General features: G+C 64.8%; 9 protein-coding genes. 1 reads left to right on the top strand and 8 read right to left on the bottom strand.

Features of this window, described 5'->3' with window-relative positions:
* Window positions 1-19 precede the first annotated feature (19 nt).
* Window positions 20-937, top strand: a complete 918-nt coding sequence (locus M3I54_RS15795; RefSeq protein WP_254337386.1) for a LysR substrate-binding domain-containing protein — start codon at window positions 20-22, stop codon at window positions 935-937.
* Between the two features lie 119 nt (window positions 938-1,056).
* Here the strand turns inward: M3I54_RS15795 and M3I54_RS15790 are convergent, their stop codons facing one another.
* The 8 genes from M3I54_RS15790 to M3I54_RS15755 all read right to left on the bottom strand — a co-directional run bounded on the left by M3I54_RS15790 (window position 1,057) and on the right by M3I54_RS15755 (window position 10,626).
* Complete coding sequence (locus tag M3I54_RS15790; RefSeq protein ID WP_254337384.1) at window positions 1,057-2,403, bottom strand: MFS transporter; 1,347 nt, start codon at window positions 2,401-2,403, stop codon at window positions 1,057-1,059.
* A gap of 339 nt (window positions 2,404-2,742) precedes the next feature.
* Window positions 2,743-3,612 (bottom strand): alpha/beta fold hydrolase, encoded by an 870-nt coding sequence (locus M3I54_RS15785; protein ID WP_254337382.1) that lies wholly within the window; start codon window positions 3,610-3,612, stop codon window positions 2,743-2,745.
* A 65-nt stretch (window positions 3,613-3,677) separates the two neighbouring features.
* The gene (gene mhpT, locus M3I54_RS15780; protein WP_254337379.1) at window positions 3,678-4,925 is read right to left on the bottom strand and encodes a 3-(3-hydroxy-phenyl)propionate transporter MhpT; all 1,248 of its coding nucleotides are present in this window, start codon (window positions 4,923-4,925) and stop codon (window positions 3,678-3,680) included.
* A 94-nt stretch (window positions 4,926-5,019) separates the two neighbouring features.
* Entirely contained in the window at window positions 5,020-6,045 is a 1,026-nt protein-coding gene (dmpG, locus tag M3I54_RS15775) for a 4-hydroxy-2-oxovalerate aldolase (RefSeq protein WP_254337376.1), read from the bottom strand.
* A gap of 4 nt (window positions 6,046-6,049) precedes the next feature.
* The gene (locus tag M3I54_RS15770) at window positions 6,050-6,997 is read right to left on the bottom strand and encodes an acetaldehyde dehydrogenase (acetylating) (protein ID WP_254337374.1); all 948 of its coding nucleotides are present in this window, start codon (window positions 6,995-6,997) and stop codon (window positions 6,050-6,052) included.
* Between the two features lie 13 nt (window positions 6,998-7,010).
* Entirely contained in the window at window positions 7,011-7,799 is a 789-nt protein-coding gene (gene mhpD / locus M3I54_RS15765; RefSeq protein ID WP_254337372.1) for a 2-keto-4-pentenoate hydratase, read from the bottom strand.
* Window positions 7,800-7,828: 29 nt separating this feature from the next.
* Entirely contained in the window at window positions 7,829-8,773 is a 945-nt protein-coding gene (locus M3I54_RS15760; protein WP_254337370.1) for a 3-carboxyethylcatechol 2,3-dioxygenase, read from the bottom strand.
* Between the two features lie 2 nt (window positions 8,774-8,775).
* Window positions 8,776-10,626: a bifunctional 3-(3-hydroxy-phenyl)propionate/3-hydroxycinnamic acid hydroxylase gene (locus M3I54_RS15755; RefSeq protein ID WP_254337367.1), complete on the bottom strand. Its 1,851-nt coding sequence runs from the start codon at window positions 10,624-10,626 to the stop codon at window positions 8,776-8,778.
* Window positions 10,627-10,779: the final 153 nt, after the last annotated feature.

The following is a 10,779-nucleotide window of genomic DNA, read 5'->3' as shown; positions in this document are numbered from 1 at the left end:
TTGATCATGAGGTTTATGCATGAATTTTCGCAAGCTCACGCCTTCCATGTCGCTGCTGCTCGCGTTCGAAGCGTCCGCGCGGCATGAGAGCTTCACGCGTGCGGCCGAGGAGCTGTCGCTCACGCAGAGCGCTGTGAGCCGCCAGGTTCAGGCGCTCGAGGCGATGCTCGAGCTTGCGCTCTTCACGCGCGAGGGCAAGCGCATCATCCCGACGGATACCGGCCGCGCCTATATGGCCGAGATCTCGCACGCGCTCACGCTGATCCGCAGCGCGACGCTGCAGGCCCTCACGTCCAACGCGCCAAAAACGCAGCTGCGCGTTGCGACCCTGCCGACGTTCGGCGCCAAGTGGCTGCTGCCGCGCCTGCACCGCTTCTACCAGGCGCACCCCGATTTGCAGATCGATCTCGACTCGCGCATCGAGGCCGCCGACTTTTCGACCCAGGACCTCGACGCCGCCATCGTGGTGGGCGACGGCCGCTGGCCGGGTGTGACGGCACACAGGCTCTACGCGGAAGAGCTGGTGCTGGTCGGCAACCCTGCCGCCTTGCCCCTCGCGCGAAAATCGAGGCGCAGGGCTGCAGCGCCGACCATCGAATCCCTCGAAGGGCTCACGCTGCTGCGCGTGCGCAGCTTTCCCGACGCATGGCGCGAATGGTGCGCGCACTTCGGTTTGCCTCACGACGCGCTGCGGCCGGGCCCGAGTTTCGAACTGACCTCGCATCTGATCCAGGCAGTCGTGGCCGGTATCGGCGTAGGCCTCGTGCCGCGCATGCTGTTGGAAGACGAATTGAAGGAAAACCGGCTGCTCAGCCCGTTCGAAGCGGTGCCAAGCTCGCGCTCGTACTACCTCGTCTACCCGGAGCGTGCTCAGCGCCATCCCGTGCTGGTTGCGTTTCGCGACTGGCTGCTGGAGGAGCTTGCGGGGCAGCAGTGACTTCAAGGTTGCATTCGCAAGGGGATGCGGAATGAAATTTGCTGCGCCACCACCATTGCGAATGTTCAGCAGGCGCTGGCCGAGCTGGCGCACGCTACTCATGCCTGCGTGAGGTGCGCTCAGCGGCCAGCCTTCACCGCCGGCACACCAACCACCAACGCCGCACCACTCACTACCAGCAACGCCGCGAGCAGATACAGCGCGTTATCCATGCTGCCCGTTTGCGTCTTGATGAGCCCGATTGCCCATGGGCTCACAATGCCGCTCGTAATGCCGATACTGCTGATGAGCGCGATGCCCGCAGCGGCGGCCTTGCCCGTGAGATACGCCGAAGGGACCGCCCAGAAGATCGGCAACGCGGCGAAGATCAGCACAGCTGCGATCGAAAGAATCGCCATCATCGCGGCGAAGCTCGCAAGATGCAGCGTGAGCAGCGCCAATGCGATGCCGCCGCCTACGGTGCACGCCGCGAAATGCCAGCGCCGTTCGCCACGCCGGTCCGAGCGGCGCGCGATCCACATAAGGCCCACCGCGCCCACCGCATTCGGAATGACGGTGTAGAGGCTGATCGCCAGCACGTCATGCACGCCGAAGTCGCGGATCATGAGCGGCATCCAGAAGTTCAGCGTGAGCGAGGCACAGGTCAGCGAGAAGTAGATGAACGCGAACAAATACACGCGCGGGTTGCGCAGCGCCGCCCCGAACGAACGCGTGGAGTGCGCGTGATCGCCTTCGCCGTCGCGTTGTGCGAGGAGTTGTGCCTTTTCTGCATCGGTCAGCCAGCGCGCCTTCTCGGGTCCGTCCACGAGCCAGAACGCCGCCATGAGGCCGAGCAGCACGGCCGGCAGCCCTTCGATCAGGAACATCCAGCGCCAGCCGGCGAATCCCGCCACGCCGGCCATGTCGCGCATGATCCAGCCCGAGATGAGGCCGCCCAGCACGCCCGCCACCGCCACGCCCGCGAAGAAGATCGAGAACACGGCTGCGCGGCGGCGCGCAGGATACCAGTACGTGAGATAGAGCACGATACCCGGAAAGAAGCCCGCCTCGAACACGCCCAGCAAAAAGCGCAGCGCATAGAACTGCGTGGGGCTCGACACGAACATCATGCTGGTCGAGGCAATGCCCCACAGCAGCATGATGCGCATGAACGTGCGGCGCGCGCCGAAGCGCGCAAGCAGCATGTTGCTCGGCACTTCGCACAGCACGTAGCCCACGTAGAACACGGCGGCGCCGAGCCCGTACATCGCGTCGCTGAAGCCCAGGTCGTGCTTCATCTGCAACTGCGCGAAGCCGATGTTGATGCGGTCAAGGAACGAGACGACGTAGCAAACGAACAGGAAAGGAATGACGCGCGCGGACACCTTGCGATAGAGCGCGTCGTCTTGCTGCGAGGAATTCTGTGCGGGCGTAGCGTACGCGCGCGCGGCTTCGGACCGGCGGTCCGGGGCGATCGATTGGGGCATCTGCCTGTCTCCAAACATGACTCCGGTTCACCCAGGCGGGCCCGGGCAGACCGTTGATGCGCGGCGTCTTGCGCGCCTTGCGCGGCTCGCCGGGACGCGTGCGGTTCGCGCGTCTCCAGGCAGTGATGCCGATCATAGGTGGGGCAGGTTTAATTTGTCAATGGCGAATCGTTTCGTTTTACGCTAATGTGGGTTTGCCTTTAGGCGAACCGGTTGACGGTACATTGACTCACGGTTTCGTCACACAAAAGCCGGTTTGCAAACGCAATGCGACCGCCCCAATAAAAAAGCGGCACACCGCGAGGTGCGCCGCATCGTTACTGCAAGGGCTCTCGAGTCTTAGTGCTGCAGGAAGTCGATCACCATGCGGTTGAACGCTTGCGCATGCTCCCATTGCGCCCAGTGGCCGCAACGGTTGAACACGTGCAGTTGCGCGTTCTGCATGCCGGCCAGCAGACGCAAGCCGATATCCATCGGCACGAAGCGGTCGTCGCGGCCCCAGATCACGAGCGTGGGCGCGGCGATTTCCCCGAGGCGCGGGCCGTAGTCGCTGAACTGCTTCGGGAACGCAGCGAGGCTCTTCACGAAGTTTTCCAGGTGGTCGCGGCGCGCGAGCATGTTGTCGAGGCGCGTTTGCATCAGCTCGTCGGTGAGCGCGCTCGCGTCGTACACGAACACGTTCATCATGCGCTTGAGGTTCTCGATCGTCGGATCGCGATAGAGCCCTTGCAGCAGCTTGATGCCTTCGGTGGGCATCGGCACGAAGCTGCTCGGGCCGCCGGTGCCGCCGCCCATCAGCACGAGCTTGCCCACGCGTTGCGGGTTCGCCAGTGCGAACGCAACGGCGCTATGCCCGCCCATCGAATTACCGAGAATATGCACGCGCTCGATGTCGAGCACGTCGAGCAGGCCCTTGAGCACGCGGCCGTTCAGGTCCGAGCGCGAGCTTGTGCAGACGATCGGATCGCTCTTGCTCCAGCCCGGGCAGTCCATCAGGATCACGCGGTACCCCGCCGCGACGAGCGGTTCGACGTTGCGGTTGAAGTTGGCCCAGCCGCTCGCGCCCGGACCCGAGCCATGCAGCATCACGACGGTTTCGGCGCCTTCGCCCGCGTCGTTGTAATGAATCTGGAACTCGACCTCGCCGTCCTTCACGCGCGCGAACTTGCTCGTCGAGGCTTCGGTGATTGCTTGTGCCGTACCCGTCATGATGACCATCCTTTAAGACTTGATAACCCATGCCGGAGAAGGCGCGTGCCTTCTCCCCTTCAAAATCATGCGCCCTGTGCGCCCAACGCGCTGCGCTGCTTGAATGCACCCACCACGCTGAGCGCGGCAAGCGCCGCGATCACGACGAGCGGGATGCTCGAACCCACCAGCATCGAGGGGCTCTGGCCGAGTGCGAACAGTTGCCCCGCCACGAGCGGCCCGAGAATCGAACCCAGACGCCCCACGGCCACTGCCGCGCCCACACCCGTGCCGCGCACTTCCGTGGGATACGCATGGCCGGCGAGTGCGTAAAGCACCGACTGACCACCCACGATAAAGAAGCCGCACAGCAGGCCACCCACGGCCGTCGAGCTTGCGCCGCCCGCGCTTGCGAGCACGCTGAGCGCCACCACGATGCCGATGTACATCCCGATCACGGTACCGCGGCGGCCAAAGCGATCCATGATCGTTGCGATCGCAACGGCTCCGACGCCGCCGCCGATGTTGAACAGCATCAGCACGAGGTTCGACTGCACGCGCGTGAGGCCGCGTGCGAGCACCATCGAGGGCAGCCAGTTCATCAGGAAGTACAGCACGATCAAGGTGCCGAGGTAGCTGATCCATAGCGCAATGGTGGTGCGCGCGCGGCCCTCTTGCCAGAGCGCTTGCGCCACGGTCGGCGCGCCCTCCTTCGCGACCTTCGAAGCTTGCGCGGCAACGAACTGCTGCGACTCGCGCAGGAACACGCCAAGCAGCGGCACCATCACGATCGGGCCGAAACCGCCGACGTAGAACACGTGGCGCCAGCTCGCGTCCCCCGTGCCGAGCATGCCGATCACGGCGGCAACCGCCGCGCCGAACGGCATGCCGCAGTACATCGCGCCCACGGCCGTGCTGCGCTGCTGCGGACCCGCTGCCTCCGAGCACAGCGCGATCAGGTTCGGCATGGCTGCGCCGAGACCGAGACCCGTGAGCAGACGCGCGACGAGCAGGCTTTCGAAATTCCACACCATGGTCGTGGCGAGCGAGAAAAGCCCGAACAGCGTCACCGACCACATGAGCACGCGCTTGCGGCCAAAGCGGTCGGCAAGCCGTCCGCCCAGCGCCGCACCCGGCAGAAGGCCGATAGCGCCTGCGCTGAACGCCCAGCCCATTTGCGCGACGGCGAGATGAAACTCCTTCGCCATGCGCGGCCCCGCTACGCCCGCCGATTGCAGGTCCAACCCTTCGAGCAGCGCAATCGCCAGACACAGGGCGATGGTTGCCTTGCTGCTCGTTCCGCTTCCTCCAGCACTACTAGTTCGCGACGTCATAAAAAGTCTCCATATGTATGGGCGAGCCGCTCTTCCCGGCGGCTATTTGTGGCAACGCCGCACACCACCCAAAGGCGATGCGCGGCGCGCTTGATCAGGACTGCAATGCTTCCTGGCGCTTTTTCAGATCGAGCGCCACGTCGACGATCATGTCTTCCTGGCCGCCCACCATCCGGCGCTTGCCCAGTTCGACGAGAATGTCCACCGTCTTCAGGCCGTACTTCTTCGCGGCCACTTCCGAGTGACGCAGGAAGCTCGAATACACCCCCGCATAACCAAGCGCGAGCGTTTCCCGGTCCACGCGAACCGGGCGGTCCTGCAGCGGACGCACGATGTCATCGGCGGCGTCCATCAGCGTGTAGAGGTCGGTGCCGTGGTTCCAGCCCATACGTTCCGCCGCGCCGATGAACACTTCGAGCGGCGCGTTGCCCGCGCCGGCACCCATGCCGGCGAGCGATGCGTCGACGCGGTCGCACCCTTCTTCCACCGCGACGATCGAGTTCGCCACGCCCAGCGAGAGGTTGTGGTGCGCGTGCATGCCCGTTTGCGTTTCGGGCTTGAGCACTTGTTTGACGGCACGGAAACGGTCGCGCACGTCGTTCATCGTGAGCGCGCCGCCCGAATCGACCACGTAAATGCAGGTCGCGCCGTAGCTTTCCATCTTCTTCGCTTCGACCGCGAGGTTTTCCGGCGTGGTCATGTGGCTCATCATCAGGAAGCCCACGGTGTCCATGCCCAGTTCGCGCGCGTATTCGATGTGCTGCTTCGAAATGTCGGCTTCCGTGCAGTGCGTGGCCACGCGCACGATGCGCGCGCCCGCGTTGTACGCGGCCTTCAGGTCGTGAATCGTGCCGATGCCGGGCAGAAGCAGCGTGGCGATCTGCGCGTGAGTGACCACATCGGCCACCGCCTCGATCCATTCGAGGTCGCTATGCGCGCCGAAGCCGTAGTTGAAGCTCGAACCTTGCAGGCCGTCGCCGTGGGCGACTTCGATGCTGTCCACCCTGGCTTTGTCCAGCGCGCGGGCGATGTCCTGCACGTTCTGGATCGAGTACTGATGGCGAATGGCGTGGCTGCCGTCGCGCAGCGTCACGTCGGAGATATAGAGTTTCTTGCTCATGGTCTTATCCCTCCACGCTCAGAAGCGTCTGCGCCATGCGTTCGGCGGTGGCGAGCGCGGCGGAAGTCATGATGTCGAGATTGCCTGCGTAAGCGGGCAGGTAATGCGCGGCGCCTTCCACTTCGAGGAACACCGAGGTCTTCAGGCCGCTGAACTTGCCGAGGCCCGGAATATTCAAAGGCGCGCTGGCCGGAATCTCATCGAATTGCACCTTTTGCTTCAGGCGATAGCCCGGCACGTAGGCGTGTACCTTCGCGACCATCTCTTCGATGGATTGCTCAACCTTCTCGCGGTCGGCCATTTCGGAGAGCGTATATACCGTGTCGCGCATCATGACGGGCGGCTCGGCCGGATTCAGCACGATGATGGCCTTGCCCTTGGCCGCGCCGCCCACCACTTCGATCGCCTTCGACGTCGTTTCCGTGAACTCGTCGATGTTGGCGCGCGTGCCCGGGCCCGCCGACTTGCTGCTGATCGACGCAACGATTTCAGCGTAGTGAACCTTCGCGACGCGCGACACCGCCGCGACCATCGGAATCGTGGCCTGGCCGCCACACGTCACCACGTTGACGTTGAGCGCTTCAATGTGAGCGTCGATATTCACGACCGGCACGCAGTACGGGCCGATTGCGGCGGGCGTGAGGTCGATCACGCGGATCGTCGGCTTGAACGTGCGCAGCAGCGCGTCGTTCTTCACATGCGCGCCGGCCGAAGTCGCGTCGAACACGAAGTCGATGTCGTTGAACACCGGCAAGCGCGTGAGACCGACCACGCCTTCGTGTGTGGTCGCCACGCCGAGGCGCGCGGCACGCGCGAGGCCATCGGAGTTCGGGTCGATGCCGACCATCGCCGCCATCTCCAGATGCTTGCTGTTGCGCATGATCTTGATCATCAGATCCGTGCCGATGTTGCCGGAGCCGATGATCGCGGCCTTGAGTTTTTCGGAAGCCATATGAATTCCTGTATCAGGCTGAGAAAGTCGCGCGAACGCTGCCGAGGCCTTCGATCTGCGCGGTGTACGTGCCGGGTTCCTTCACGGCGACCATGGGCCCGAGCGCACCCGTGAGCACCACGTCGCCCGCACGCAGCGGCGTGCCGAGCCGGACCATGCGGTCGGCGAGCCACACGGCGGCGTTGAGCGGATTGCCCAGGCATGCGGCGCCGTTGCCGCGCGAGAGCACTTCGCCGTCGCGCGAGAGTTCCATGGCGCATGCGGTCAAGTCGATTTGCGAGAGCGGCACCGGGCGGCTGCCCACGACGAAGCGCGCGCTCGAGGCGTTGTCGGCCACCGTATCGACGAAGCGGATGTCCCAGTTCTGGATGCGGCTGTCCACCACTTCGATGGCCGCGAGTGCGTACGCACTGGCGCGCAGGATATCGACGAAGGTGTGCTTTTCAAACGTGAGATCGTGCTCCAGCACGAGCGCGATTTCCGCTTCCACCTTCGGCTGGATCAGTTGCGAGAGCGGAATCGCTTCAGCATCGCCATAGGCCATCGACGCGAACAGCGCGCCGAAGTCAGGCTGATCGACGCCCAGCTGCTTTTGCACGGCGAGCGACGTGAGGCCGATCTTGCGGCCCACGATGCGCTCACCGGTCGCCACGCGCCGATCGACGTTGGCTTGCTGAACGGCGTAAGCGGTGGCGATATCGTCCGACGCGATCTCGCCGCGCACCGGTTCGATCACGTTGCGCGAAGCTTCGGCTTCGTGCAGGCGGGCGGCCAGCGCCGCGACGAGTTTCGAATCTGACATGTTGATTATCCGGAGTCCGTACTGTTCTATCAAGCCGCGTCGGGCGTGGCATGCATGGTGGCGAAACCCGCAATCCACTCGGGAATTTCGCGGTAGTAATCGAGCGAGGCGCGATACGGGCCGTAAGCGGCCAGCACGCCGAATGCCGCGACCCACGTGCGGATCTCGTGCGCCGACTTGCCGCCGTCACGCGTGATGGCCGCGTTGGTCATGCCGTCCACGGAAGTCAGCTCGCCCGATGCAAGGCGCGCGAGGAACGCGCGGTCCCATTCCGGATTGAGCGGATGCAAGGGGCTGTCGCCCGCCGTGAACGACTGCGCCGCGGCCACAGTGCGCGCCTGGCGCGCGGCGCGCGAATCCGCCGAGGGGTTGCGGCCTGCGATCAGGCGTTCGGCCACTTCCGGCGTCGCGCCGAACAGTTCCGGCACCGGCGGTTCGTGCGAAATGCCGCCCGAGCCCACCACGAGCACGCGCTTGTCGCTGCGCGAAAAGAAGCGGCCAATGGCATCGCCGAGCAGACGCGCACGACGCAGCGTCGCCATGGGCGGCGCAACGGAGTTGATGAAAACCGGAATCACCGGATAGCGATCCAGGCCGCCCGTGAGCACTTCCAGCGCCTGCGCACAACCGTGATCGACCTGCATGCGGTACGAGAGCGCCACGTCGATATCGGCGGCGAGCACGTTCTCTGCGAGCGTGTGCGCGAGATCTTCAGGCACCGGCAGCGTACCGGCCATGCTCTTGAAGTCGCCAATCGCATCGGCACGCGCGCCGACGCAGAACGGCGGCATCACGTCATAGAAGAACCCGTTGAAATGATCGGGTGCGAACGCAACGATCACGTCGGGGTTGAAGGCCTCCACGCGTTCGCGCGCGGCGTGGCCGACCCGTTCGACTTCGGCCACCACTTCGGGCAGCGGATCGAAATAGCCATGCAACGGCGTATGCGACAGACATTCGAGGTGAATCGGCATGCTCATGCTCCTGCTGTGCGCGCAACGGCCACGCCGCGCACGGGACGGTTTTGCGGGGCTGCGGCACCCGCGCCATGCAAGGCGGCTTCAGTCATGCCGAGCTTGCCCGCGAGTTCGACGATCGAGTCCGATACCTGTTGCGGCGTGCACACGCCCGCGACGAAGCGGTCCGGGCGCAGCAGCACGACGGATTCGGGCAGACGGCTGAACCACTCCTTCAGGCGGCCCTGCACGTCGCCGAGCGCGAGCACGCCCTCGGGCACGTCGTCGCTATATTCGAGTTGCACGTCGGGCTTCGCGAAGATGAAGCGCGCGCCGAGGCGCTCCCACAACGCGCGAGCTTGCGGCGTGAGGCCGAAGGTCGGGTCCGCGCCCCATGCCAGCACCGCGAAGCCGTTGCCGATCGCGTCGTCGAGGCGCACTACGCGGCCATCGGCAAGACGCACACGCGGCTGGATGAACATGCGCCCCACGGGCGAGGCCGCGAGCGGATCGCGGCCATACGCGAGGCGGCCGATCAGCGAGTCGCGCTTCTGGCTCATCAGGCCGAGCAGGCGGCCAGGCGCCGAGTTGCCCGAGCGCTCCAGCAGGCTTGCGAACCAGCCGCCCGTCTTTTGCGGCGGCGGCAACAGCACGACGCCCGCTTCGTAGCGCGGCATCGGCTTGAAGCGCATTTCCACGAAGTAACGCTTCACCGAGGGGAACACGTTCATGTAACGCACGAACGTGTCGCGAAAGCGCGCGCCAAAGCGCGTGGTGGGCGCGAAGATATCGCCCGCCACTTCGGAGAGGTGGATCATCGAGCGCGCGTGCGCGCGGCGCTCCACGGTATAGCTGTCGAGCAGGCGGCCGTCGGCCTGGCCCTTCGCGACCATCACGAGCTTCCAGCCCAGGTTGTTTGCGTCGCGAATGCCGCTGTTGTAGCCCTGGCCCTGCCATACGGGCATGATGTGCGCGGCATCGCCCGCGAGCAGAACGCGATCCACGCGGAACGTTTCGGCGAGGCGCGCGTTGTGCGTGTACACACGCTTGCGGATGTAGTCGACCTTGTCGGGGTCCGCCACCACCTTGCGGATCAGCGCGGCCATGTTCTCGGGCTTCGAGAGTTCTTCTTCCGTCTCGCCCGGCATCACCATGAATTCGAAGCGGCGAATACCGTGCGGCAGCGCAGCCGACACATACGGGCGTTGATGATCGCAATGCATGTAGATATGCGGCGAGCCGATGGGGTCGTTGCGCACGTCCACCACGATCCATTGATTCGGCTTCGTGCGGCCTTCGAAGGGCACGTTCAGCGCGCGGCGCACGAAACTGTTGCCGCCGTCCGCGCCCACCATGTACGCTGCGCGGATCGTGCGGCGCTCACCGTTCGCATCGCTCACGTCGATCGTCACGCCATGCGCGTCTTGCTCGAATGCGTCGACCGCGTGGCCGAACAACACGTCCACATGCTCGAAGCGCGCGAGCCCTTCATACAGCACGCGGTCAGCGAGCGGCTGAATGAACGCGTTGCGGCGCGGCCAGCCGAATTCGTCGGTGCGCGGTTCGATCGAGGCGAAGCAATGGCCGTCTTTCGTGACGAAGCGCATCCAGTGGTCGGGCGTGGTATGCGGCAGCAGCGCGTCGGCAAGACCAATGGACTGGAACACGCGCAATGCTTCGTCATCCAAACCAATGGCGCGCGGGTAGTCGATTATCTGGTCGAGCTTCTCGACGAGCGTGACACGCACGCCTTGCAGGCCGAGAATATTGGCGATCATGAGGCCGACCGGACCCGCGCCGATGATGGCGACGTCGGTGGCAATCTGGCGAGGGCGGACGGTATCCGCCTCCTGGGCGAGGGGGGTGTTCATGTGTCTCCTTCTCGCGCGACTTATGCGGCCGCTGCGGATGCTGACAGGTGGTGCCTGAAAACGGATCACCCGGTTGGACGTTTTGTCACAGTGCGGGGAATGGAAGCGAGTCTAGGTTCCGCCCGATGCGCGTTCAACATTTTTAGAGAAATG

The organism is Paraburkholderia sp. CNPSo 3274 (assembly GCF_024206475.1).
Lineage (GTDB): Bacteria > Pseudomonadota > Gammaproteobacteria > Burkholderiales > Burkholderiaceae > Paraburkholderia.
The sequence above is the reverse complement of the archived record's forward strand: the minus strand, read 5'-3'. Positions and strand labels throughout refer to the sequence as shown.